General features: G+C 33.3%; 28 protein-coding genes and 1 pseudogene. 23 read left to right on the top strand and 6 right to left on the bottom strand.

Annotation, left to right across the window (positions count from 1 at the left end; genetic code table 11):
- Positions 1–20 precede the first annotated feature (20 nt).
- From EIY84_RS10120 to EIY84_RS10110, 3 genes are read left to right on the top strand one after another with little or no spacing between them, the layout of a single operon-like run.
- Positions 21–476 carry a hypothetical protein gene (locus tag EIY84_RS10120; protein ID WP_124642810.1) on the top strand — a complete coding sequence of 152 codons (456 nt, stop codon included), beginning with the start codon at positions 21–23 and terminating at the stop codon, positions 474–476.
- A 12-nt stretch (positions 477–488) separates the two neighbouring features.
- Positions 489–1,049, top strand: coding sequence for a cytochrome b/b6 domain-containing protein (locus EIY84_RS10115; RefSeq protein WP_124642807.1), 561 nt, complete (start codon positions 489–491; stop codon positions 1,047–1,049).
- Between the two features lie 21 nt (positions 1,050–1,070).
- Positions 1,071–3,581 carry a cation-translocating P-type ATPase gene (locus EIY84_RS10110; protein WP_124642805.1) on the top strand — a complete coding sequence of 837 codons (2,511 nt, stop codon included), beginning with the start codon at positions 1,071–1,073 and terminating at the stop codon, positions 3,579–3,581.
- 283 nt (positions 3,582–3,864) lie between these two features.
- Here the strand turns inward: EIY84_RS10110 and EIY84_RS10105 are convergent, their stop codons facing one another.
- From EIY84_RS10105 to EIY84_RS10085, 5 genes are read right to left on the bottom strand one after another with little or no spacing between them, the layout of a single operon-like run.
- Complete coding sequence (locus EIY84_RS10105) at positions 3,865–4,281, bottom strand: arsenate reductase ArsC (RefSeq protein ID WP_124642803.1); 417 nt, start codon at positions 4,279–4,281, stop codon at positions 3,865–3,867.
- Positions 4,278–5,312: an ACR3 family arsenite efflux transporter gene (gene arsB / locus EIY84_RS10100; RefSeq protein ID WP_124642801.1), complete on the bottom strand. Its 1,035-nt coding sequence runs from the start codon at positions 5,310–5,312 to the stop codon at positions 4,278–4,280. The genes EIY84_RS10105 and arsB overlap by 4 nt, the downstream gene beginning before the upstream one ends.
- A complete protein-coding gene (locus tag EIY84_RS10095) occupies positions 5,302–5,715 on the bottom strand; it encodes an OsmC family protein (RefSeq protein ID WP_124642799.1) in 414 nt (137 codons plus the stop codon). Before EIY84_RS10095 ends, arsB begins: the two co-directional genes overlap by 11 nt.
- Positions 5,716–5,725: 10 nt before the next feature.
- Positions 5,726–6,670 (bottom strand): arsenite methyltransferase, encoded by a 945-nt coding sequence (locus EIY84_RS10090; protein ID WP_241154778.1) that lies wholly within the window; start codon positions 6,668–6,670, stop codon positions 5,726–5,728.
- Positions 6,594–6,920 (bottom strand): ArsR/SmtB family transcription factor, encoded by a 327-nt coding sequence (locus EIY84_RS10085; protein WP_124642796.1) that lies wholly within the window; start codon positions 6,918–6,920, stop codon positions 6,594–6,596. Before EIY84_RS10085 ends, EIY84_RS10090 begins: the two co-directional genes overlap by 77 nt.
- A gap of 280 nt (positions 6,921–7,200) precedes the next feature.
- Here EIY84_RS10085 and EIY84_RS10080 point away from each other — a divergent pair, with 280 nt between their 5' ends.
- From EIY84_RS10080 to EIY84_RS09985, 20 genes are all read left to right on the top strand, one after another.
- The gene (locus EIY84_RS10080; RefSeq protein ID WP_124642794.1) at positions 7,201–7,527 is read left to right on the top strand and encodes a cupin domain-containing protein; all 327 of its coding nucleotides are present in this window, start codon (positions 7,201–7,203) and stop codon (positions 7,525–7,527) included.
- Positions 7,528–7,543: 16 nt separating this feature from the next.
- Positions 7,544–7,957, top strand: a complete 414-nt coding sequence (locus EIY84_RS10075) for a hypothetical protein (protein WP_124642792.1) — start codon at positions 7,544–7,546, stop codon at positions 7,955–7,957.
- The gene (locus EIY84_RS10070; protein ID WP_124642790.1) at positions 7,954–8,340 is read left to right on the top strand and encodes a hypothetical protein; all 387 of its coding nucleotides are present in this window, start codon (positions 7,954–7,956) and stop codon (positions 8,338–8,340) included. Before EIY84_RS10075 ends, EIY84_RS10070 begins: the two co-directional genes overlap by 4 nt.
- A gap of 16 nt (positions 8,341–8,356) precedes the next feature.
- Entirely contained in the window at positions 8,357–9,691 is a 1,335-nt protein-coding gene (locus EIY84_RS10065; RefSeq protein WP_124642788.1) for a TolC family protein, read from the top strand.
- A gap of 11 nt (positions 9,692–9,702) precedes the next feature.
- Complete coding sequence (locus EIY84_RS10060) at positions 9,703–10,755, top strand: efflux RND transporter periplasmic adaptor subunit (RefSeq protein WP_124642786.1); 1,053 nt, start codon at positions 9,703–9,705, stop codon at positions 10,753–10,755.
- Between the two features lie 61 nt (positions 10,756–10,816).
- A complete protein-coding gene (locus tag EIY84_RS10055) occupies positions 10,817–11,176 on the top strand; it encodes a four helix bundle protein (protein WP_124642784.1) in 360 nt (119 codons plus the stop codon).
- 122 nt (positions 11,177–11,298) lie between these two features.
- Positions 11,299–14,415, top strand: a complete 3,117-nt coding sequence (locus EIY84_RS10050) for an efflux RND transporter permease subunit (RefSeq protein WP_124642782.1) — start codon at positions 11,299–11,301, stop codon at positions 14,413–14,415.
- Between the two features lie 2 nt (positions 14,416–14,417).
- Positions 14,418–14,855, top strand: coding sequence for a DUF2141 domain-containing protein (locus EIY84_RS10045; RefSeq protein WP_124642780.1), 438 nt, complete (start codon positions 14,418–14,420; stop codon positions 14,853–14,855).
- A gap of 10 nt (positions 14,856–14,865) precedes the next feature.
- On the top strand, positions 14,866–15,072 hold the full coding sequence (locus EIY84_RS10040; protein ID WP_124642778.1) for a hypothetical protein: 207 nt from the start codon (positions 14,866–14,868) through the stop codon (positions 15,070–15,072).
- Positions 15,073–15,225: 153 nt separating this feature from the next.
- Entirely contained in the window at positions 15,226–16,194 is a 969-nt protein-coding gene (gene rhuM / locus EIY84_RS10035; protein WP_124642776.1) for a virulence protein RhuM/Fic/DOC family protein, read from the top strand.
- Positions 16,195–16,435: 241 nt separating this feature from the next.
- The gene (locus tag EIY84_RS10030; protein ID WP_124642775.1) at positions 16,436–17,155 is read left to right on the top strand and encodes a hypothetical protein; all 720 of its coding nucleotides are present in this window, start codon (positions 16,436–16,438) and stop codon (positions 17,153–17,155) included.
- A gap of 6 nt (positions 17,156–17,161) precedes the next feature.
- On the top strand, positions 17,162–18,100 hold the full coding sequence (locus EIY84_RS10025; RefSeq protein ID WP_124642773.1) for a DUF4268 domain-containing protein: 939 nt from the start codon (positions 17,162–17,164) through the stop codon (positions 18,098–18,100).
- Between the two features lie 261 nt (positions 18,101–18,361).
- Complete coding sequence (locus EIY84_RS10020) at positions 18,362–18,997, top strand: Crp/Fnr family transcriptional regulator (protein WP_124642771.1); 636 nt, start codon at positions 18,362–18,364, stop codon at positions 18,995–18,997.
- Between the two features lie 119 nt (positions 18,998–19,116).
- Positions 19,117–19,782 carry a hypothetical protein gene (locus EIY84_RS10015; protein WP_124642769.1) on the top strand — a complete coding sequence of 222 codons (666 nt, stop codon included), beginning with the start codon at positions 19,117–19,119 and terminating at the stop codon, positions 19,780–19,782.
- Positions 19,783–20,555: 773 nt separating this feature from the next.
- Positions 20,556–20,882 (top strand): helix-turn-helix domain-containing protein, encoded by a 327-nt coding sequence (locus EIY84_RS10010; protein WP_124642767.1) that lies wholly within the window; start codon positions 20,556–20,558, stop codon positions 20,880–20,882.
- Between the two features lies 1 nt (position 20,883).
- On the top strand, positions 20,884–21,972 hold the full coding sequence (locus EIY84_RS10005; protein ID WP_124642765.1) for a hypothetical protein: 1,089 nt from the start codon (positions 20,884–20,886) through the stop codon (positions 21,970–21,972).
- A 4-nt stretch (positions 21,973–21,976) separates the two neighbouring features.
- Positions 21,977–22,903 carry a phospholipase D family protein gene (locus tag EIY84_RS10000; RefSeq protein ID WP_124642763.1) on the top strand — a complete coding sequence of 309 codons (927 nt, stop codon included), beginning with the start codon at positions 21,977–21,979 and terminating at the stop codon, positions 22,901–22,903.
- Positions 22,890–23,108: a hypothetical protein gene (locus EIY84_RS09995; protein ID WP_124642761.1), complete on the top strand. Its 219-nt coding sequence runs from the start codon at positions 22,890–22,892 to the stop codon at positions 23,106–23,108. Before EIY84_RS10000 ends, EIY84_RS09995 begins: the two co-directional genes overlap by 14 nt.
- Positions 23,105–23,881 carry a Fic family protein gene (locus tag EIY84_RS09990; RefSeq protein ID WP_124642759.1) on the top strand — a complete coding sequence of 259 codons (777 nt, stop codon included), beginning with the start codon at positions 23,105–23,107 and terminating at the stop codon, positions 23,879–23,881. Before EIY84_RS09995 ends, EIY84_RS09990 begins: the two co-directional genes overlap by 4 nt.
- 27 nt (positions 23,882–23,908) lie before the next feature.
- Positions 23,909–24,577: a DNA-methyltransferase gene (locus EIY84_RS09985; protein WP_124642757.1), complete on the top strand. Its 669-nt coding sequence runs from the start codon at positions 23,909–23,911 to the stop codon at positions 24,575–24,577.
- Between the two features lie 339 nt (positions 24,578–24,916).
- On the opposite strand, the pseudogene EIY84_RS12020 reads toward EIY84_RS09985, so the two are convergent.
- Positions 24,917–25,033, bottom strand: a pseudogene (locus EIY84_RS12020) (IS30 family transposase); the annotation flags it as partial.

Below are 25,033 nucleotides of genomic sequence, written 5' to 3'. Positions count from 1 at the left end.
ACGAATTATAAATTAGAAATATGAAGAAAATATTTGTCTTAGGAATGAGTGTTTTACTTTTGTGGAGTTGTAACAATACCACTGAAAAAGCAACGGAAAAGCAGGAAACAGAAACCCATGCAGAACATCAACACGATGAAAGTTCTGAAGCTATTGAACTCAACAATGGAGAAAAATGGTTGGTGAACGAAGAAATGAAGCCTTTTGTAATGAAAGGCGAAGAATTGGTAAATGCTTATATCCAGAATAATCAGGCAGATTATAAAGCATTAGCTCAACAATTAAAAGAGCAAAATGACCAGCTAATAAGAAGTTGTACAATGGGCGGAAAAAGCCACGATGAATTACACAAATGGCTACACCCACATCTTGAAATTGTAAAAGCATTGGAAGATGAAAGAGATGCAACTAAAGCAAATGAAACCGTTTTGCAACTACAACATTCATATCAGCAATATCACCAGTATTTTAACTAAATAATAATTGAGATGAAATTCCAACAAAAATTTACCCTATTTCACAGACTGTTGCATTGGATAATGGCAATTGCAATGCCCATTTTATTCATTACAGGTTTTTTGAGAATGTATTGGATGAATAAAAACAATATTGTTGCTGTTATTGAAAGCAAAACATCGGCAATTCCAAAAGAACAAATGACAGACATTGCAAAGGCAATTAGAGAACCTATGTGGCAATGGCACGAAGTTTTTGCTCACGTAATGATTTTTGCATTTTTAGCACGGATTATTTATATGCTTGTAAAAGGTATTCGTTTTCCAAATCCCTTTAAAAGCAATCAACCACTTAAAGAACGCTTACAGGGCTTCATTTATGTTTATTTCTATCTTTTTGTTTTTATTTCAGCCGTTACAGGTATTTGTATTGAAAAAGATTTGTTCTCTACTTACCACGAGCAAATTGAAGCCGTTCATAAATGGGGCATTTATTGGTTTCCCATTTTTATTCTACTGCATTTTGCCGGAATTGTTTTAGCTGAATTTTCAAGCAAAAAAGGAATTACTTCCAGAATGATTGGAGGAGATTAAATAGCTGAAAAAATTATACAAATGCCCCAATACAATATCCCCAAACAGCTTTCCGGTCTTACTGAAGCGGAACTAAAAACCTCCCGTGAGAAATTTGGTTTCAATCAGGCAGAAAACACCATAAAAAGTGCCTGGTACACGCTGTTATTTGACATTCTGAAAGAACCAATGCTGCTTTTGTTAATTGCCGTTTCGGTGATTTATGTTATAGTGGGCAATTATTCCGAAGCGCTGTTTATGTTTGGGGCTATCATTGCCGTTTCTGGAATTTCTTTTTATCAGGATAATCGCAGTAAAAAAGCTTTGGAAGCAATAGAAAAACTGAATGAACCACTCAGTACGGTGATTAGAAATTCTAAAGTGATGCAAATTCCTACGCACGAAATTGCATTGGGCGATTTGTGTATTATCGAAGAAGGGAAAATGATAAATGCCGATGGGAAAATTGTACATAGCAACGATTTTTCGGTGAATGAAGCATCACTTACCGGAGAAAGTTTTTCGGTTTTTAAAAATCCAGAAACAGACGATAATAAGGTTTACAGCGGCACTTTGGTAGTTTCCGGCTTGGCAGTGTTTGAAGTGGAAAATATTGGAGCGAAAACTAAACTTGGAAAAATTGGTCAGTCCATTCAAAACATCAAAGAAGAAATTTCACCATTGCAATTACAAATTACAAAGTTTGTAAAGTGGATGGCATTCATTGGAATTGCTGTTTTCTTGACGGTGTGGGCATATAGTTTTTTGCAATCAAGAGATATCGTTCAAAGTTTGTTGGCGGGATTAACCCTGGCAATGTCTATTCTACCAGAAGAAATTCCGGTTGCTTTTACCACTTTTATGGCATTGGGTTCCTGGAAATTGATGAAACAAGGTGTTATCATCAAGCGAAGCAGTATAGTTGAAACTTTAGGAAGCACTACTGTAATTTGCACCGACAAAACGGGCACGATTACCGAAAATTCAATGAAACTGAAAGCTCTTTTTGATTTTAAATCCAATCAGGTTTTTGATGATACAAGTTTTGATAAATCTGAACTATCGGAGCTCATTCAATTTGCCATGTGGAGCAGCGAACCCTTTCCTTTTGATCCAATGGAAAAAACCTTGCATAAGGTATATGAAGAAACTCAAACTTCTGACCAAAAAAAAGATTTTCAAATGGTGCACGAATATCCGTTGGAAGGCAAACCACCGTTGATGACCCATATTTTTGAAAACAATTTGGGAGAAAGAATCATTGCTGCCAAAGGTGCACCGGAAGCTATTCTTGCGGTTTCTATACTTTCTGAAGATGAAAAAGAAAACTTGCGTCAACAAATTCAGGAATTTGGAAAACAAGGTTATCGGGTATTGGGCGTTGCCAAATGTGATTTTAAAGGAAATAATTTTCCTGAAAAACAACAGGAATTCAACTTCGATTTTCTTGGGTTTACAGTGTTTTATGATCCGCCAAAACAAAACATTCAACAGGTTTTCAGAAAAATATATGATGCAGGAATAAAAGTAAAAGTAATTACCGGAGACAATGCCGATACCTCAAATGCCATCGCCCAACAAGCCGGCATCAAAAACAATAGTCCTGCTGTAAATGGTTCTGAAATAACGCAACATTCAGAAGCTGAACTGATGACACTTTCAAACGAAACTACTTTATTTACTCGTATGTTTCCGGAGGCTAAACTTGCGGTTGTAAATGCTTTGAAACAATCAGGAGAGGTCGTGGCCATGCTGGGTGATGGTGTCAATGATGCACCGGCACTCAAAGCGGCTCATATTGGTGTGGCAATGGGCAACAAAGGAACAGAAATAGCCAAAGCTGCAGCAGCCTTGGTTATCACCAACGATGATCTGGACAAACTCATTATAGGAATAGAAGCAGGCAGAAGGATTTATACCAATATCAAAAAAGCTATTCAGTATATTATTTCCATTCATATCCCAATCATATTGACGGTTTCTCTACCCTTGTTTTTAGGCTGGATTTATCCCAATATTTTCACTCCGGTCCATGTGATATTTTTAGAATTAATCATGGGTCCAACCTGCTCTATCGTTTATGAAAATGAACCTATAGAAAAGAATGCCATGCAGCAAAAGCCACGAAAAATGACCGAAACCTTTTTAAATTGGCGGGAATTAAGCATCAGTATTATTCAAGGATTGATGATAACTGTTGGTGTATTATTCGCCTATCAATTGGCTGTTCAAAGCGGAAGCAATGAAGAAACAACAAGAGCGATGGTTTTCACTACACTTATTTTTGCTAATGTGTTTTTAAGTTTGACCAACCGTTCTTTTACTTACAGTCTTTTTGAAAGTTTTAAGAACAAAAATATCCTCTTTTCATTGGTAATAGGAGCAACTTTAATTCTACTATTCGCCATTTTATACATACCGGTCTTTTCAAATTTCTTTCATATAAGCAGCTTGAATTTAAAAGATTTAGGAATTACAATACTGATTGCAATGGTTTCTGTATTGTGGTTTGAGGTGTATAAATGGGGAAAAAGAAATTCTAATAAAAAGTAATGCAATCGGAATAGTGAAAATAAGTTTGGAGATTGAATTTAAGAATGGGTACTGACGAGCAGTATTTTTTGACAGATTGATTTTGTTTAGCCCTACGGGCTGTGTTGTATGTTAACCCTTCTTCCACAGGCTGTCGCCTATGGATAACCAAATATAGTCCTACGGACAATTTGTGAATGTTCTCATATTTGCATAATTTGAAAAAAGGTGATTGCATCATCATGCAGGTAAACACACCTGTACTTTTCAAAATAATGTATCAGTTATTAAACTTTACTTCTACCTATAAATTATCTGCAACAAACTGTTTACAATACTCCTTTATTAACTGCCTGACTTTTCTAAATTCTTCACTAATTTCTTCGTCTGTTCCTATCGATTTTGCAGGGTCGGGAAAGTTTTGATGAAACTTTTTTGCTTTGGTTGGAAAGAATGGACAACGCTCTTTTGCATTGTCGCAAACTGTAATTACAAAATCAAAATCTATATTTCGGTATTCGTCAATATTGTTTGAGGTGTGATTAGAAATGTCAATGCCGTCTTCTTGCATTGTGACAATTGCTTTTGGGTTTACTCCGTGCGTTTCCACACCTGAACTGTAAACGTCTGCTTTTTTACCTGCAAAATAGCGTAAATAACCTTCTGCAATTTGGCTTCTGCAACTGTTTCCTGTGCAAAGCACTAAAATTTTCTTTGTCATTTTGTATAATATTTTTGTTTTAGAAATAAACTAATCTTAACCAATAAAATTAGAACTGGAACTTCTACCAATGGTCCGATAACGCCTACAAATGCCTGTGGTGAGTTGATACCAAAAACCGCAATAGCAACAGCAATTGCCAATTCAAAATTGTTGCCTGTGGCTGTAAATGCGATGGAAGCATTTTTGTCGTAAGGGATTTTCATTGCTTTATTGATGAAAAAACTAACAAAAAATATCAGTACAAAATAGATGATTAAAGGAACGGCTATCTTAATTACATCAAAAGGTAATTCTACAATTTTATTCCCTTTTAAGCTGAACATTAATACGATTGTCAACAAAAGTGCAATCAGTGTTATAGGCGAAATCTTCGGAACAAATTTATGATTATACCAATCTTTTCCTTTTTGTTTTATCAGAATATATCGGGTAAGAAAACCAGCTAAAAACGGAATACCCAAATATAGCAATACGCTTTCGGTAACCGCACTCATTGAAACACTTACATCAAAATTGCCCAAACCTAAATATTTAGGCAAAACATTGATGAAAAACCAAACAAAAAAGCTATACGATAGAACTTGAAAAATACTATTCAAAGCAACAAGTAAAGCGGTGTATTCTCTGTTCGCTTTGGCTAAATCACTCCAAACTATAACCATTGCGATACATCTTGCCAAACCAATCAAGATAAGTCCTGTCATATATTCAGGTTCGTTTCGCAAAAACAAAACGGCTAATCCGAACATCAACAAAGTACCGATTACCCAATTGAGTAACAAAGAAATGGCAATTACTTTTCTATCTTGTAACGCTTTGGGCAATAAGGAATAATCCACTTTTGCTAATGGTGGATACATCATTAAAATTAATCCGATTGCCAATGGAATATTAGTTGTTCCGATTGAAACGGCATTGATATTAGTAGGAATATTTGGAAAAAAATATCCCAAACCAACACCAATTGCCATTGCTAAAAATATCCAGACCGTCAGATAACGGTCTAAGAACTTCATTTTAATATTCATCGTTTTTTACTTGAATAATTTCTCCATTTATAGTGCACGATAACTTTACGGTATTGTAGATTGTGCCAAATTTTTCAATATTCTTCTTTAGCAATACGGTATTTATATTTTCATCAGCACTGTAAATAATTAACTTGTAATTTATATTATCCATTTTCACAGGTTTTTCCGTGCGAATAGCGGACACATTTACTACGGCTTTTGCATAAGTGAAATTCATCATAGCAGAAAATCGTTCTACATTTTTTAGCATACACGCAGCAAAAGCTCCTAAAAAAAGTTCGGCAGGATTAGGTAAAATTTCTGCTGAATTTGAAGTCGTTCCAAAAGCTATCTCATTTTGCTTTATTTGTAGTATCGCATCTTTTGTTGAAACAGATGAAGCCTTAATTTGATATTCCATAATTATTTTTTTAGCAACATTTCGAACTTGGTGAACAACAATCCGCTGGCTTTTCGGCATAAACCGTTATGCTTCTAATTACCGTATCGTTTGCTTTGTATTGCGTAATTTCTTCTTCATTTAGATAATCCTTCAAAATATCGTCAGGAACAATAATCGGTTTGTCTTTTTGAATAATCATATTTGCAAATCCAACTTTGCTTACAAAGCTCAAATATTCTTCTTTATCAATCGCACTTGCCACACATCCTGCATACATTTCAGCCGCATTTTTAATTTTTTCGGGTAGTTCTCCTGTTAAAACAATATCTGAAATACTGAAATGTCCGCCTGGTTTTAATACGCGGAACATTTCGGCAAAAACCGCTTGTTTATTCGGTACAAGGTTTAAGACACAATTGCTCACAATGACATCTGCCGTATTCGCGGCTACAGGCATATTTTCAATATCACCTTGTCTAAATTCAACATTATTAAAACCCAATTTTTCTGCATTTTGCCGAGCTTTATCAATCATCGCTTCTGTAAAATCAATTCCGATAACTTTTCCAGTTTCGCCTGTTTCTGCTCTGGCAACGAAACAATCATTACCCGCTCCGCTTCCTAAATCAATAACGGTATCGCCTTTTTTGATTTTGGCAAATTGTGTAGGCAAGCCACAACCCAAACCTAAATCTGCATCGGGATTATAACCATCCAGCTCGTTGTATTCTTCGCTCATGATGTTATATACTTCGGTGCTACAACTACCTGCACCACAGCAGGAAGAAGCGTTACTTCCTTTGTCTTGTAAAGCAATTTCACTGTATTTTTGCTTTACCATTTCTTTGATTTCTTGTTCTGTTTGCATTGTATTTATATTATTAATTAGTGATTGATTAACAGCAGTTTTGCTTGGTAACTGTTGTGATGATTTTTGAAAAATAATTTTTAAGGACTTCAAAAGTTTTTTCATCAATACAATAGCAAATCGCATTGCCTTCGATGTTCCCTTTGATTAATCCTGCATTTTTAAGCTCTTTCAGATGTTGCGAAACGGTTGGTTGAGCAAGTGGTAATTCATTTACGATGTCTCCGCAAATGCAAGCGTTTACTTTCAATAAATGCTCTATGATAGCCACTCTTGCAGGATGTCCTAATGCTTTTGCAATAGTTGCGATTTGATTTTGTTGGTCTGTAAAGTGGTCTGTTTTTGTTGCACCCATTTTTATACTTATTTAATATTGCAATATTACGATAAAGGTTTTAATTGTAAAATAATTTTCGTGTTTTTTTTTTAAATATATTGATGGAATAAAGTTTGTTCAGGCTGTTTTATGTCCGTCTGTTGATGTTAGCACGGTCGTTTGTAGGGTTGCAACTAATTTTGCAAATTTTACAAAAAACTGATTATCGCTCGGAAATAAAAATAATGAAAAAAATTGCACAATCAAAATATTAGTTCTACTTTTGTGAGTGAATACTAACTAACTTAATTATAATAGTATGGCAACATTTGAGAAAGAGATAATATTCAATCTGGAAAATTCAATTGAATACACAGATGGAGGTGTTATCAGCAAACAGATAACTAAAAGCAAAGGTGGAAATTTAACCTTGTTTTCTTTTGACAAAGAACAAGGTTTATCAGAGCATAAAACACCTTACGATGCCATTGTGCAGATTTTGGATGGCGAAGCAGAAATAACGATTGGAGGTAATTTACATAATTTGAAAAAAGGTGATTGTATCATTATGCCTGCAAACATTCCACACGCATTGAAAGCAGTTGAACGCTTTAAAATGTTGCTGACAATGATAAAACAAGAATAAATTAAATACTATTTCTATGAACGGTAAAAATAACATCGCAATAGGATTTCTAACAATGGGCTTTTTTATGCTCTATGGATTCCTCTTAATTTATCTCCGTGATTTTGCACCGAACGCTAAAGAATGGGCAGAGTCATACAGCATAGGAAAACATTTTGAGACAAGACTTGCTCATGTACACGGCAACTTATTTGCATTTTTAAATATTTTGATTGGCTACTTATTAATTCAATTTAGAAATAAACTGAAACACGTAAAAGTGATTTCAGGATTAGCTCTTGCTGGATTGCTTATGCCAATAGGTATATTATTGGAAGTGTATTTAGGATTACCTCCAATTTTTGTATTGATAGGTGCGATGTCAATGACTGCATCTGTAATTTGGTTGGGTATTTCATTTTTAAAAACTGATAAAATAGTTAACTTATGAAAAAGTATATCCCATTTCTATCTTCTCTTATTTTAGCAGGCTTCGGTTTACTAACGCTATTCCTTAGTTCTTCCGTAATTTTTGATTGGTTTGGAATACGAGCCAAAGAGGGCAATTATGTTTTGTTTATCGTTTGGGCAAATTTTATCAGCAGTTTGCTTTATCTTATTTCAGCTTATGGTTTTCTGAAAATAAAAAGTTGGACTTTTAAAGCCTTATCGGTAGCAACCGTCATTTTGGTAGTCGCATTGATAGGCTTGTTTATTCATATTTATTCTGGTGGTATCTACGAAACAAAAACTGTTTTCGCAATGCTATTCAGAATTAGTGTTACCATAGCTTTTGTGGCTATTGCCTATTTTTCAATCAATAAAAAGAAATAAAAAAATTTACTCAATTATGTTAGTGAATACTCGCAAACTTATACTTAGCTTGATAGTTTTATCTGGTTGGAATGTAGCCCAAGCTCAAGAGGCTTGGACATTAAAACAGTGTATTGATACAGCACAAGTCCATAATAAGACTTTGCAAATCAATCGTAACAATATATCCATCAGTGAACAACGAAAAAAAGAAGCACAAGCTAACCTCATTCCAAAAGTTACTGCCAATGCCGATTACAAGTATTTTATGGAATTACCTACACAGCTAATGCCAATGAATGCACTCAATCCACAAGCACCCGAAGGACAATTCAGGGATTTGCAATTTGGTGTTCCGCACAACATCAACGCCAATGTGCAGTTGGCATTGCCTTTGTATAATCCACAAATTTATAGAGCAATACAAAGTACACAAATAGCTAAAGAACTTACAGAATTGCAATTTCAAAAGTCGGAAGAACAGGTTTTGTTTGACATTACTACGCTGTATTACAATGCTCAAATCATCGTACATCAATTGGCTTTTTTAGACAGTAATATTGCGAATACCGAAAAGCTACTCAAGAATATGCAACTCTTGAAAGACCAACTTTTGGCAAAAGGTAGCGATGTGAGTAAAGTAAAACTACAAGCCGAGCAACTCAACACTCAAAGGCAAAATGTAAACAACAAACTTATTCAGGTTTTGAATGCCCTAAAATTGAATATGGGGATTTCATTAGAACAGAATATTTCTGTTGTTTCTGAAATCCAGCAAGAAGTATCATTGGAAAGTAATACAAGGAATGTATTGGATTTAAAGATTATTCAAAAACAAAACCAACTGCTTCATAGTGATTTAAGAATACTAAACCAGTCAAGATTTTTGCCTTCGTTAAACTTAATAGCTTCTTACGGAACAACTGGTTTTGGTTATGACAAAAAACCTAACGATTTTCTGAAATTCTATCCGATTGGTTTTGCAGGTGTTCAACTAAGCTATCCACTTTTTAATGGAACAGTTACACAGCGAAAAATCAACCAAAAGAAATTGGAGATTACCAACAATGAGCTACAATCAAAATTGATTACGGAAAAGAATGATATGGAAGTTGAAAATGCCATTCGACAAAAAACGATTGCACAATCCACCATCACAAATACCGAAAGTCAAATTGCTTTAGCCAAAACGATTTATGAGCAAACTGTTTTACAACAAAAACAAGGTACAGCAGGCCTTACAGATGTTTTGTTAGCAGACAATGCACTCCGTGAAGCACAACAAAATTACCTGAATGCAGTCATTGATTTTCTGAAAGCTGATTTGGAACTTAAAAAGCTGACAGGGTCAATTACATCAATTAAAAATTAAAAATAGAGAAAATGAAAAAGATAATTTGGATAATAGCTGGAGTTGCTGTAGTTGGTATGATGATGTTCAAACTTTTAAGCAACAAAAAAACCACCGAAAACAGAATATATCAATACGATAAAGAAAAGCCAATTTCGGTAAGTGTTGATACAATCCGATTACAAAATATTGTTGATGCAGGCAACTATACAGGCACTTTTGAGCCGAATAAGGAAACAAAAATAAGTGCAGACATTCAAGGAAAAATCAATGCGGTTTTGGTAGATATGGGAAGCTATGTTTCCAAAGGGCAAACACTTATTCAGTTGGATAATTCACTATTGAAACTACAACTACAAACGGTTGAAGTCCAAATTGAGGGATTGGAAGATGATGTAAAACGATACACCATTTTAACGGAAGCCGATGCCGTTCAAGGCGTACAATTGGAAAAGGCAAAATTGGGTTTAAAAACCGCAAAAGTCCAGAGAGCAACTTTGTTAGAGCAAATCAGCAAAACTTCTGTTAAAGCACCTTTTAATGGTGTGGTAACTGCCAAACTTAATGAAGAAGGCGGTTTTGCAGCACCGGGAGTTCCGTTGTTGCAAATAACAGACATAAGCACTTTACGCTTTACAGTCAATGTTCCCGAAAATGATTTGGTAAAATTCCAAAACAACCAAACTTACAAAATCAATGCAGATGTTTATCCCGACATTTCACTTTCGGGCAAAGTATCAATGATAGGAAGCAAAGCCAATATGGGCAACAGTTTTCCAATTCAATTTCAAGTTGCAAACACCAAAAATCTAAGTATCAAATCGGGAATGTTTGGTAAAGTAAGTCTTTCTGAAAGCAAACAAGAACAAGGTATTCTTATTCCCACATCTGCCATTATTGAAGAAAATGGAATTGCAAAAGTATATCTCATAAAAAACGGAAAAGCCGTATTACAATCTATTACAACTACAAAAACTATTGGGAACAAAACTATTGTTTCAAGTGGCATAAAAGAGAACGATATCATCGTTACAAACGGATTTATCAATCTTTTTGATAATGCAAGCATTCTAATTAAAAATTAAAAGTGAAAAGCTAAAAGTGAAAAGCTAAAAGAAATAAAGGTTAAGTTTAAATAAAAACATTATGGAAAAGTCAGTATTGAAAAATAAAAGTTACGAGTTTGCTATTAGAATAGTGAAGTTGTCTAAATTCTTACAAAACGAACAAAAGGAATACATTTTAAGTAAACAAATATTGCGGTCAGGAACTGCAATAGGTGCACTACTTAAAGAAGCCGAGTTTGCTCAAAGTACAGCCGACTTTATTCATAAAATGCACATCTCATTAAAAGAAGCGAATGAAACGGAATATTGGTTGTGTATTTTAAAAGACACAGACTATTTAGAAAACAACCTATTTGAAAGCTTACATTCAGATGCTAAGGAGTTAATAGCAATGTTGGTTTCATCTATAAAAACACTTAAATCGAAAACGAAAAACTGAAAAACGAAAAGATATAAATTAAAAATTAAAAGTGAAAAAGATCTCAACTGTTAGCTTCTCGTTTTTAGCTTTTCACTTAAAAAACTTTTAGTTGTTAGTTTTTAACTATTAACTTAATAAAAATGAACATTACAGAAATATCCATCAAACGCCCATCGTTGATTATCGTGCTTTTCAGCGTGTTTGCCCTGTTGGGAATTATCGGCTACAAGAATTTGAGTTACGAATTAATGCCCGATTTTAATCAACCTGTTGTGGTAATTAAAACAGTCTATCCCGGAGCAGAGCCCAATGAAGTAGAAACTTCGGTTTCTAGAAAAATTGAAGATGCTCTTTCTAATTTGGAGGGTGTAGATTATTTGGTAACGAAATCTTTGCCCAATGCCTCCATCATTATTGCCAATCTAAAATACGGAACGGATTTAGACAAAACAATGCAGGATGCACAGCGCTACATTGACAATATTAAAAAGGATTTACCAAAAGATATTCAAAATCCTGTAATGAGTAAAGTTTCACCAAACGATTTACCGATAATGTCAGTAAGTGCTACCAGCGATTTAAGCCCGACTGAATTTTATCAAAAAATGAAAGATGATTATCTTCCTCAAATTCAGAAACTAAAAGGAGTAGCGGAAATTACCATCCTTGGCGGAGAAGAACGAGAAATTCAGGTAAAGGTGGACAAAGATAAATTGAAGCTCTATAAAGTTTCATTGTATCAGGTTGTAGAAGCCATTAATCGTTCGGGGATTGATTTACCTGCCGGAAAATTGCAAACCGATACGGAAAATAATTCGGTAAGGTTAGTAGGCAAATTCAATACTATCAATGACATTCAGAATGTTCAGGTCGCAATGCCTTTTCCAAACAGTCCTGTGTATGTTAAAGATGTTGCTGAGGTTGTAGATGGCATTAAAGAAATTACCTCGTACAGTAGATACAATAGTAAGAATGGCATAGGTTTAATGATAAAGAAACAAGGTGATGCCAATGCCGTTGATGTTTCCAAACTAATCAGAGAAAAATTTCAAACTATAGAAAAACAAAATGCCAATGTAGCTATAAAATTTGTGGTTACGGATGACAGTACCGATAACACCATTGCAGCCGTTAATTCGGTGGTATTTGACTTGATTTTAGCCGTAATTTTAGTGTCGTTGGTAATGTTGCTGTTCCTGCGAAGTTTCAGAAACGCACTGATAGTGTTGGTTGCCATTCCTACTTCCTTAATTACCGCTTTTGCCGTGATGTGGCTGTTGGGCTATACGCTTAACCTGATGACATTGCTTGCAATGTCTTTAATCATCGGTATTTTGGTGGACGATGCTACCGTAGTTTTAGAAAATATCCAACGCCATTTGGATATGGGCAAAGAAAAAAGAACAGCGGCAATGGATGGGCGAATGGAAATTGGTTTTTCTGCACTGTCTATTACCTTGGTTGATGTGGTTGTGTTTCTGCCGATTTTATTTTTACAAGTTTTTGTTGCCGATATGCTCAAACAGTTTTCGGTAGTAGTTATCACTTCTACGCTTACAAGTTTATTGGTAGGTTTTACTTTAACACCTTGGCTAGCTTCACGCATCGGGAAAAAAGAAGATTTGCAACCGACTAATTTCTTCAATCGTTTTTTACTTTGGTTTGAACATCAGTTAGACAAATTTATTAGTTGGTATGGCAAAACGCTAAATTGGGTTTTAAATCATAAACTAATATTTACTGCATTTGTACTGCTTCTTTTTGTGGGAACAGCAGTAATGATGAAGCAGGGAATTATTGGGAAAGAACTCATCTCAACAGGCGACCAAGGGAAATTCCGTTTGGCGTTGGAATTTGACAAAAGCACTTCTATTCAGCAAAATAATTTGGTTTCCGAAAAAATAGAAAACTATATTTTGAAGCAACCCGAAGTTTCAACTGTTTTCAGTAATGTGGGTGGACCAAGTACAGGCATTGGAAGTTTGGGAGTGGGTTCTGCAAATAAATCGGAATTTACTATTCAATTAAAAATTAGAAATGAAGAATTAAAAATTGCAGGATTAAAGAAAATTTCTACCGAAAAGTTTATGACTGATTTGCGTGAGGATTTGCAAACGAAATTCTCTGGTATTAATTATTCGATTAGTGGTTTAGGTTTAATTCCCAAAACAGCACCCATTGAAATTACATTGAGTGGTTCAGAGCTAAATGAAGTAATGAAAACAGCACAAAATTTAAAATCAGTAATTGAAAAAATACCCGGTGCAGATAATGTTCGCTTATCTGTTGAAGCAGGAAGTCCGGAGTTTAAAGTCATTCCCGACAAAGATAAAATGCAACGCTTAGGCTTGAATACCGCTTATGTGGGAATGAATTTGCGTACCGCTTTTTCAGGAAATGATGACGCTTCGTTAACCGAAAAAGGAACGGAATATCCTGTACGAATTTGGCTGGATAAATTCAGTAGGAAAAATGAAGATGATGTAAAACAATTGAACATTGTTAATCCAATGGGTGTACCTATTGAAATAGCACAGTTTGCAACTATTGAAAGAGATAATTCGCCTTCGCTTTTAGAACGAAAAGATCGACAACCTGCTGTTACATTAACTTCTGATGCACTTGGCAGACCTTCGGGAACTGTGGCTGACGATGTCGTGGCATATCTCAAGAACAATCCTTTGCCTGATGGAATTTCAATGACTTGGGGAAGCGATATTAAAAGGCAAAACGACAGCTTTGGAGCATTGGGTTCTGTACTGATAATATCATTTATCCTTATTTATCTCATTATGGTTGCTTTGTATGATAGTTATATTTATCCATTTGTAGCCTTATTTGCAATTCCGGTAGCAGCCATCGGTGCATTTTTAGCCTTGAATTTATCGTTAAGTCATTTAAGTTTATTTGCCTTATTAGGTTTGATTATGTTAATGGGATTAGTAACGAAAAACTCTATTTTAATTGTTGATTTTACCAATCAATTAAAAGCCGAAGGAAAGCCATATCGTCAAGCCATCATCGAAGCAAGTAAAGGCAGAATGCGACCTATTTTAATGACAACATTATCAATGGCAATTGGAATGCTGCCTATTGCCTTAGCCACAGGAACTTCTGCAGAATGGAAAAACGGATTGGCGTGGGTAATTATTGGAGGCTTACTTTCTTCATTGATATTGACAATTTTCTTAGTACCAATGGTATATTACGGGGTAGATAGAGTGAAGGAAAAATTCAGTAATAGAAAAACAATTTAAAAATGAAACAAATACTTTTTGTGCTTACAGCACTCTTATTCCTTTCTTCATTCTCAAATACAAAAGAAGAATACAGTTTGACAATTGAAGTAGAAAACTTACGCAATTCAAAAGGTGTTTTGCAAGTTGCTTTATACAACAAAGACGGTTCAATTCCAGATGAGCAGTACAAAAACTATTACAAAATTCAGACTACAAATATTGAGAGCGGAAAAGCCGATATTACTTTTAAAAATCTCCCGAAAGGCAAATATGCTATAAACATTTTGCACGATGAAAACAAAAATGGCAAAATTGACAAAGGTTTAATCTTACCCAAAGAGGGAATTGGCTTTTCAAATTATCAATCTATCGGTTTAACAAACAGACCAAATTTTAAAAAAGCAAGTTTTGATTTATTTCAAGACAAAGAAATTAAAGTAAAAGTGATTTATATGTAAACCAAACACAGTGAAAGCACATCCCGAAAAATCGGGAAGAGCTTTCACCTCTCCAACGCTGACAATGATTGAATTAAAAAAATCCTTCCCTTCAAAAATAAAAAAATACACAACCACACAGACCAATACGACAAAGGCAGAGAAAGATAGTATTTACAATAGTTTGCAAGGACATCGGACAAGAACCACTGGCTATAACATCGGTTTTGCAAGATAGCGGGCGAAGTGCTTCGTTTGAAATTTTTTGCTATATTTGGAGTGTCGGCTTCGTATAAAAGTTAGTGCTTAAAATCCGCTACCTCGCAAAGCCGAGAACCGTTAGCAGAAAGCAGTTCCCTACATTCCATCTAAATTTCACTATATTTGAAAAGTGAATACAATTGAACTATATAAATCTTCTAATGGTGAAACTCAAATCGAAGTAAGGTTTGAGAATGAAACGGTTTGGTTATCATTAAATCAAATAGCTGAACTTTTTGGTCGTGATAAGTCTGTAATTTCTAGACACTTAAAAAATATTTACAAAGACTCTGAACTTGATTACAATTCAACTGTTGCAAAAAATGCAACAGTTCATACCGAAGGGAAAAGAAATATAACCCGAGAAATAGATTATTATAATTTAGATGCAATCATCTCCGTTGGCTATCGTGTAAACTCAAAACAAGGAACTCAATTCAGAATTTGGGCAACAAATCGATTAAAGGAATACTTGGTTAAAGGATATTCGATCAACCTAAAAAGACTGCAAGAACTCAATCAGATTGTTCAAATTATTGCTCAATCTGAAAATAATACCAATCAAATTTCTGAAACAAAAGGGCTTTTGAATATCCTAACAAAATATGCAAAAAGCTTTATCTTACTCAATCAATTCGACAGCAATGCAATTGAGTTGAAAAATCTTGACGAGAATATAACATACGAGATTGATTATAAAGAAGCCATCATTTCAATCAATGAGCTGAAAAACCAATTAATTGAACAAAAAGAAGCTACGGAACTATTTGGAAATCAAAAAGATCAAAGTTTTGAAGGAATTTTAAAGTCTGTCACCCAAACCTTTGATGGAAATTATCTCTATCCAACGATTGAAGAACAAGCGGCAAACCTACTCTACTTCATTATTAAGAATCACCCATTTTCAGATGGAAATAAAAGGATTGGTGCATTTATTTTCGTATGGTTTCTTGAAAAAAACAAACATCTTCTGAAAAACAATGGAGAAAATAAAATTAATGATAATGCTCTTATTGCATTAGCTCTTTTAGTTGCTCAAAGTAACCCAAATGAAAAAGAATTAATGATAAAATTAATCTGTAATCTAATCATCACATAATTCTGCCTTCTGTTAACGGGCAGTTTTGCAAGAGAGCGGGAGAAGTGCTCCGTTTGAAATATTTTAGTATATTTGAAGTGCAGTCCTCGCATGAAAAGTTGTGGCAATAGTCCGCTCCCTCGCAAAGCTGCAAAAACGTTAGGCGACAGCATTTTTGACCGAACGCACAAAATTTCAACTTCTAAAACAAAACGACATATTTTGGCGTACCGACTAACTAATTTTGACGAAAATTAAAATTATGACAGAAACAGTTTTTGAAATTTTAGCCGAAGGCGGAAGTTTAACAATCGAACGCAAAAGAAACCGAAACGGAGAAAAATTTATTTATCATCACAACGAATTTGACTCAACAGACGAAGGACTTGAAATTAACAAAAACGGAGAATATTCAACTTTTGAACAACCGTTTCAACTTATCAACTCAAAATATCCTTGGTTCAGACTTCATCTCAAAACAGTTCACGAAGATTACAGAAACTTTGTAATTGACGAGCTTATCAAATCTTTAATGTTTCAAGGAATTACACCCAATGAACTTCGTTATTCACAACGAGATTTAGAAGAAACTTTAAACATCAAATTGGAATTTGGAAATCCACCAATAAAAAGCGGATTACAAAATATAAAAGTTGAAAATCTAATTAAATTTACTGGATACGAACATCACGAGTATAAAGATAATTACAACTCGCCATCTAATGAAAGTAAATTTGTTCCGAAAGCAAAATTTGAAACTTGGTTAGCGGGAGAACAATGTTTTCAACACGACCAAGTTACAATGTCGTCAAATATTGTTGATAGTTTTGAAACTATCGGAAAACTCGAAGTAAACGGAAACACAATCATCATCAAAAATGAGTTTGGACAAATTGAGTACGCATTTTCGTCTGATAAATTTTTCGTTTCAACAACACCAATTTTAAGCCAATCAAAAGGCTGGTTTTATAAAAGCATTTAAAGAATTATGGAATTAGGAATTTTAAGAACTGTCGCACCAAGACAAAAATGGATGAACGAAGCAAGAGATTTTACACCTTGGTTATCAAATAATGTGGACGAATTAGGAAAAGAATTAGGTTTAGAACTTGAAGTTGAAAATATTGAGGTTGCTGTTGGTCCATATTCGGCAGACATTTTAGCAAAAGATACAGGAACTGGACAATATGTTGTCATTGAAAACCAACTCGAAAAAACTAATCACGACCATTTAGGAAAGGCTATAACTTATGCTTCTGTTTTGGACGCTTCCACCATTATTTGGATTGCAACCGATTTTACACCAGAACACAAAAAAGCTGTTGATTGGCTTAACGACCATACATCTGACAATATTTCAATTTATGGAGTTCAGCTTGAACTTTGGCAAATTGATGACAGTCGTGCTGCTGTGAAATTTAATGTTGTTTGCAAACCCAATGATGCAGTAAGACAAGTAGCAAGAGCAATTGCAACTGATGAACTTACAGAAAACAAGAAATTCCAATTTGAATTTTGGACAAAATTTAGAGATAAATTAGCTACAACAAGAGCAATTCCATCACTACAAACACCAAGACCTCAATATTGGTTTGACGTAACTTTAGGAAAATCAAACATTCATCTATCGAACACTTGTAATACAGACCAAAATACTGTCGGAGTAAGAGTTTATATTGGAAGTAGAATTGCAGAAACTATGTTGCCATATCTTGAAAGCAGAAAAAGTGAAATCGAAACCGAACTTGGAGAAACTTTAACGTGGAATCCAAATCCTGACAACAGAGATAAAGTAATTACTTTAATAAGAGCAACTGACTTTAGAAATGAAAAACAAGTTGATGAAGCACTTGACTGGCTTGTACAAAAGACTATACATTTTAGAACAGTATTTGCAAAAATAATAAGACAACAACGAAGCGAATAAAGAATGCCGATCGCCTAACATCGCATTGGCAAAATGGCGGGTTAAGTGCAAAATTGAAACTCTCTGCATATTAAGCCGCCGAATGTGTTCCACATTCAGCTTTTTTTTAATAATTTAGCTTCTGTGGAAACACATCGGCTACGTTACTGCTAAATTGAACTTTCCGTCCAATTTATCCGCCACTTCGCCAATGCGTTTCCCGTTATATGCTATGCTAATGGGAACATAAATAAAATAAACTGTAAATATTAATGAGAAATTATGAAAAATTTTGCCAATTATTTACGAACTGTTGAAAAAATTAGCGAAAGCGATATTGATAAATTTATATCTATTTTTTCAAAAAAAAAATGTAAAAGAAATGAAATTTTGATAAATAGCAATCAAATTTGTGATAAACTTTTTTATATTGAAAGTGGCGCATTACGTGCTTTCTATATTGATGAGAAAGGAATTGAGAAAACTCGTCTAATTTCATTCGAAAATCAATTTTGTTCTAATTGGGCAAGTTTTCATAATTTATCGCATAATAGCGAGATTATTCAATCTTTGGAAAATAGTGAAGTATATTATACTACTCATTCTGATTTTTATGATTTAGTAAATTCCTCATTAGAATTACATAAGATATATTCAAAAATTTTAGAAATATTCCACACTTATCAAATCAAAAGATTTGCATTTATTTGCAATTATTCTCTTCAAAAAAGGATTGAAAAATTAGAAAAATATTTTCCAAATTTAAAAAATAGAACCACAAATAGAGTTTTAGCATCATTTTTACACACCACTCCAGAACACTGCTCATTTTTAAAAAGTCGTCTGTCTAGATTAACGTCATACATAATTTTATCTAAATTAAATTGTATGGAATTTGAATTTTTCATGGTAATTTAAAAGTATTACGAAATCTTAATGCTTTTGTCTTTTTTATACCCTTATTTTGTTGAAATAAAAAACGAAGAAATTAAATTAATTATAACTATAAAAAATGTTTAACTTAAATTTTTATTTTTATGAAAACTTTATTTTCCAGAACAGCAATTTTATTAGGATTTTCAGTAATCATCGTGTCATGCGATAGAAATTCTGCTGAAACAGTTTATGAAGACAAAGCTTTCACAGAAGTTACAGGTTATTCAGCAAGAAGTAGTAGTGCATATAAAGTATTGACTTACAGCACAACTCCTCTTGACTACTCAGTAATTTCTGATGTAGCTTCACATTTACATCGTAATTATAGTGATAAAGACAATCAAGACAATGTCGTTAATGATGTAACTTTTCTTAATTTAACCTCACCTTTGGTTACTAAAGGACGTGCAATACATCAAGAAATTATGGCACAAATTGAAAATACAGAAGAATGGAACAGCCTACCAGAAGAAGATAAGAATATAATAACAAATTTCAGCGATGATTCTTATGCAACACTGGCTTTATTTTACAGTTTTGGTTCTGACATCAATATGACTTTTGCAAAACCTAATCCCCAAATTATGTCATGCATCGGCGTTGCATTGGGTGTAGTAGCACTGTATGATTTAGTTGTAAACACTGCTGCTTTAGGAACTGTTCAAACAGCAATAGGGGCTCTTAAACTGATTGGTAGAAGATATTTAGGATGGATTGGCGTTGCAGTTATGATATGGGAATTTGGCAGCTGTATGAACGGAAACTAATATGTAATAGAATGCAGAACAGTGTTGAAAATAAGATAAAAGAAATTAATTTTATTTCTAGTTTTTTGACTGTAATTTGCTACATACTATTTGTTTTTAGCCACAGACTTAATTATGATTTTTTAAAAATAATATTAGTTATTATTTCTCTTGTAAATATAATATTTATTTTAATGGGAGCGATAAAAACATTTCGTAATAGGAATCTAAGTATTTACAAAAAATCATTAATTAGTATCATAATAAGAAGTTTTCTTATCATATCGATGCTGTTATTAATATGTATGTAGTTATAAACACAATATTAACTTACTTTAAAAAACAATAAAAAGTGCGAGAATATTTCTCGCATTTTTTGCTATTTCGAACATTATACATATGTTTTTTAGACGTTGTTACTTTTACAATATGCTTATAAATTTTTGAACATATGAAAAACTAATAGAAAAGAAAGCACAGCATATAACGGGCAGTTTTGCAAGAGAGCGGAAGAATTTCTACGTTTGAAATATTTTGCTATATTTGATATGTAGTTCTCGCAAGGAAATTTGTGATAATAGTCCGCTCCCTCGCAAAGCTGCAAAAACGTTATGCCTCACCCTAAACCCACCGCACATTCAAGCACATTTGGTTTTCCAACCACACAAATCTAAAGTTAAAAACCAAAAGAGCTTGAATTTTCCCAACACTCGAAAAAAGAACTTCAAAACATTGGACAAACGAAACATTATTCTTATTTTTGTCAAAATCGTCAAGATTTAAAATTCAAGACAATGGAAGCAAATTTTGGAGAATACATCAGAAAATTAAGAACTGAAAACGGTTTGACTCTTACTCAACTAGGTGCAAAACTTGGCATTGACTCAGGTGCATTGAGCAAGATTGAAACAGGTAAAAAAGAGTTTGACGAAAAGTGTTTAGACAAGTTGGCAAACGCTTTTAACCTTGATATTGATAAACTTAAAGTCGAATATTTTGGCGACCAATTCGCTAAAAAAATGTACGCTTATAATTGCTCAACAGAAACACTTATTGTTGCGGAAGAAAAAGTAAATTATCTGAAAAATATAAACGCAAAACAAGGCGAATTGGAATTTTAATATGAGTGAGTACAAAAAAATAACGGCAAATAGTGGCTTAATTTCATTAGGCAACACGGGAGCAAGATTAAGCGACCCGAGAGCAACTTATGTCAAAATTTTGAACGCTCTTGTTGAGTTCAGAAAACTAAATAAAAATTGGGAAACAGAAGACCAAGCAGATTTTGGAAAACTTTTAGGCGAATTTGAAATTTTTGACATTAAAACAGACAACAAAGTTAGTTCTGACAAAGATGTAAGAGTAAAAACAGGTTTTATTTCACAGTTAGGTTTTACAACTGATGAGCGAATTATTACAAACGCAGGAATAGAATTATTGACAAATTCTTTAAATTTTGAAACTAACGAATTTGATATTTCAAAGGAAAGTTTTACTTATCTAAAGCAATTCTTGAAATACCAGCAAAATGATTTTGAAATCTTTCCTTTACTTTCATTAATCTACGCTATCATTGAATTTGACAACGAATTACCGATTGATTTTATTACTTATGTTTGGTCAGGTTCACAAACAAAAAAAGAGCTGATAGACAACATAAAAAACTACAAAAAACATATGGACTATAAAGAAACTGTTTATCAATCTGCACTTAATTCAGAGAATACAAAAATTGTAGCAAAAAATGCTACGCATTTTTTTGCCAATCATGATATTGCTAATAAAAAGGAGCTGAAAGAACTTTTGTATGCTATTCTTCCGCACGGAAAAGGCAATACATTTAAAGATAAAACGATTACCCTTTTTCACGATATTTATTCTTATTGGTTGAATAAAGAAATTTGGAATGAAACAAAAAAAAGAAAGTTCATCCAAGACAAATTAAAATCAAGACACAAAGATATTTCGAGCAAAAAACCGAGTTATTATTTAGAAAGTTTGTTCGACACAACAGCTTTAAACAACTCGTCTGATTGGAAAAAAATCATTAATTTTTTTGAAAATACATCTTTGATTTCTTCGGAAGATGAAAAAAGTTTTGTTGTAAATTTCCACGTCTTGTTTATGTTCATCAAAAAACTTTCTCTTTGTGAGGAGTATAGAGATTTGAACACAAGACATTTATACCCACAAAACAATATTGCAGCTTAATACAATGTCCGAAAAAATTCAAATATTATCAAATACAAATTATTCGCTAATTGATGTTTTAAAAAGTGAATTAATTGAAAGCACACAAGTTAAAATTGCGGTTGCTTTCGTAAGAAAAACAGGGATTGACGAGATTTATAAATCGCTTGAATATGCGATGAATGTGAATAATGCTAAAATTGAACTAATTGCAGGACTTGATTTTAAAACAACTGACTCAAAAGCACTATTAGCATTAAAAGAAATTGAAAATATAAATGAAAATTTCAGCTTTTATTGTTTTGGAGATAAACGAGATAATTACAATGATTTGATTTTTCACCCAAAAATATATTTGTTTGAAACAGCACTCTCAAAAAACACAAAATTCACTTCTGTTATTGGTTCCTCAAATTTGACAAGTGGTGGATTGACTTCTAATTTTGAAGTAAATAGCGTTTTTAGAGAAGATAAACCCAAATATTTTTCTCAATTACAAGCGATTTACAATGAAATCAAATTTACCGATAGTATTTTCAAACCAAGCAAAGATTATATTGAAAGATATGGCGGAATTAAAAAGGAAATTGAAAAGTCAGAAAATATTCTTGACAAAGGAATACAATCTGAATTAAAGCAACTTAGAAACGAAGAGCAAAAACTTCCGGGAACAGTTCCGTCATTGAAAAAAATTATCATTGAATTTATTTCAGAAAAGAATAAAAATGGAATAAGTGAAGTTTCGCTCGAGGAAATGTATGAAAAATTACCTCAAATAATTGAGAAACAAAATCTAAATATGAAAATGGATACGATTTTCAACACAATCAGAGGCGAACTAAATAAACACGAAGAAAACAGCAATCACAAAGATAATATGCAACTTTTCAAAAGAACAGGCAGAGGTCTTTATTGTCTAACTGAAAAAGCTAAAAATTATGTTGGAAGATAGCAATGCTCTTTTTGAAGTTCTACAAGAACTTGGAGCAAAAAAGCCATATTTAGAATATGCAGGACTTTCAAAATCGGGAGAAAAATCATACCATAAATTAGTAAATATAATTTATTCTCTTAAAAAAATGGGATTTGATGTTAATGCAAATGAGATTATTGATAAACTTGATAAGTTCACAACAGAAAACGATTTTGCAAAATGAAAGAACAGTTACAAATAATTCCAACGGATTTGCTTGAAACATATTTAAAGCAAGTTCCAAAAACTTTACAAGCGAATTTTGACGCTTTGGAAGACGCTGAAATTTCAACAGACACGTTTAGTTTTTATGTATCGGTTTCATCAGTGTATAGCAGTAAAATTGAAGGCGAGAAAATAGAATTGGACAGCTATATCAAACATAAAAAATTTGGAATTGAATTTTTACCTGATTACACAAAAAAAATTGATGATTTGTATAGCGCCTATACATTTGCAAAAAGCAATGTACTCAATCAAAAAAACATTTCAGAAGCACATAAGTTATTAAGTAAACATATAGTAGCGACTAATTGGCAAGGAAAATTCCGAAATCAAAATATGTATGTTACTACATCAGACGGAAAAATTGAATATGTTGCAGCTTCACCTTTTGAAGTAGAAACTGAAATGAATAAATTTTTCAATGACATTTCAATTTTGCTAAATGAAGATTTAAGTATTGAAGAAATATTTTATTACGCCTCTTTCATTCATTTAATTTTCGTAAAAATTCATCCTTGGAATGACGGAAATGGAAGAACAGCAAGATTGCTTGAAAAGTGGTTTTTATCTCAAAAATTAGGTAAAAATGCTTGGTTTATACAAAGCGAAAAAATGTATTACAATCAGCATAACAAATATTACGACAATATCAGACTGTTAGGTTTGGAATACGCTGAATTGGATTACAAAAAAGCGTTATCATTTTTACTAATGCTACCTATGTCATTATAACTTGTTCAAACCGTTCAAAGCGGAAAAATGGTTACTTGTGATAAAGGAGATTGGGACGTAATTGACGACATTCACGAGTTTAACGAAACTTGGGTAAAAGAATGTATCCGAGTTTTAGCAGATGACGGAACAATTTGGATTTCGGGAACTTTACACAACCACCCATCAATCGGAGTTATTTTGAAAAAATTAAACTTGTGGATTATCAATGATGTAATTTGGTTTAAACGAAATGCAGCACCTTTATTGTCAAAAAATCGTCTTGCACCATCAACGGAGTTGATTTGGATTGCGAGTAAAACGAAAAAATACTTTTTCGATTACGAAACCGCAAAAATGATAAATGGAGGAAAACAAATGCGAAACCTGTGGGAAATAAACGCAGAGCGACACAAAACTTCGCATCCAACAGAAAAACCTGAAACACTTTTAGAAAGAATTATTTTGCTTGGTAGTAAGCAAGGCGACACAATTCTTGACCCATTTACAGGAAGTGGAACGACAGGAGTTGTAGCTAAAAAATTAAAAAGAAATTTTATCGGTTTTGAAATCAGTCCGGAATATTATGAAATAGCACAAAATAGAATTAACGGAACGAGCGTAAACGGAAAAGCCGTTTATTCTGAAAAGTTGCTAAAACAAGATGAGCAATTAAGGTTCTTTTTAGAGGAAAAAGCTGAATATGGACTAACTTAAGCCAACGCAATTGGTAGCACATTTGCTGTTTTCTAAACCCACAAGCCAAACATAAAACAGCAAGAGAACTACCAAGCCAACGCACCAAAACAGGCACGAAATGATAACGAACAAACACGACAGAAAATAAGGGCGAAGGCATAACAGCAGTTTGGCAAAATGGCGGGTTCAGTGCTAAATTGAACATTTGGTTTTCAAATAAACATCAGTGCTATAATGAAAGTAAGTACTTCTAAATCCGCCACTTCGCCAAGCTGCAAAACGTTATGTGCAATATGTCACCAAAAAACGTATAACAAAATACTTTATATAAAAAATAATGAAACTTAAAAGGTGGATTCAAGTTATAAATGCAACATCACAGTTTTCATTCAATTTTTGAGCGAAAATTTCATTGGGCGTTTTAAAACCAAATCTTTTTCGTGGTCTGTTGTTTAAAATATTTATTACCCTTTC

Origin of the sequence: Amniculibacterium aquaticum, assembly GCF_003852705.1 — a bacterium.
GTDB lineage: Bacteria > Bacteroidota > Bacteroidia > Flavobacteriales > Weeksellaceae > Amniculibacterium > Amniculibacterium aquaticum.
This window is presented reverse-complemented; position numbering and strand designations above follow the sequence as displayed.